This is a genomic window from Pseudocolwellia agarivorans (genome assembly GCF_002000085.1).
In the GTDB taxonomy this organism is placed as follows: Bacteria; Pseudomonadota; Gammaproteobacteria; order Enterobacterales; family Alteromonadaceae; genus Pseudocolwellia; species Pseudocolwellia agarivorans.
This window is the reverse complement of the sequence record NZ_MUZU01000051.1, coordinates 1-504: the sequence shown is the minus strand read 5'-3', so window position 1 is coordinate 504 and position 504 is coordinate 1. Positions and strand designations below refer to the sequence as shown.

The 504-nt window shown below is 36.1% G+C and carries 1 protein-coding gene; it reads right to left on the bottom strand.

The annotated features are described in order from the left end of the window. Positions 1–96: 96 nt before the first annotated feature. The coding region (locus B0X80_RS20280; RefSeq protein WP_077343705.1) for a hypothetical protein at positions 97–504 on the bottom strand (408 nt) is incomplete at its 5' end.

The window sequence follows — 504 nt, the reverse complement described above, 5'->3', positions numbered from 1 at the left end:
CTAACGCCTCATTAAGAGGCAAAAAATAGTTGGTTAAAATAAGCGACGCAGGAGCAAAAACCAACTGTTTTTTGTCCTTTTGAATGACTTGTTATATTACAATTTACGCCGATGTTTAAAATATTTAAATAACTCGTAGGCAAAGATTACACTAATACCTGTAAGCAGGACTTGCCCCGTATGAACTAAACCAGGACGACCACAAGCACCTCCGAAACCTGAAAGTCCCGCATACTCCAAAATATATGAAGTAAAAGGGACATAAAAAAAGGCCAAAACTGCTAAAGTCGGAACCCAAAGCCTATTTTTGTTATGTACAAAACGAAAGATAAAGATCAGAGGCAATAAAACAGCGGAGGCAATAAGATAATATAAGAATTGTTGTATATGTTTTTCGGAAAGCCCCTCAGGCTGAACCATACAAGCATTAACAGTGAAAGATAACAATGTTAATACTAAGAAACTTAAAAACTTCACCACAACTCCTTTTGTAATATAACGCCT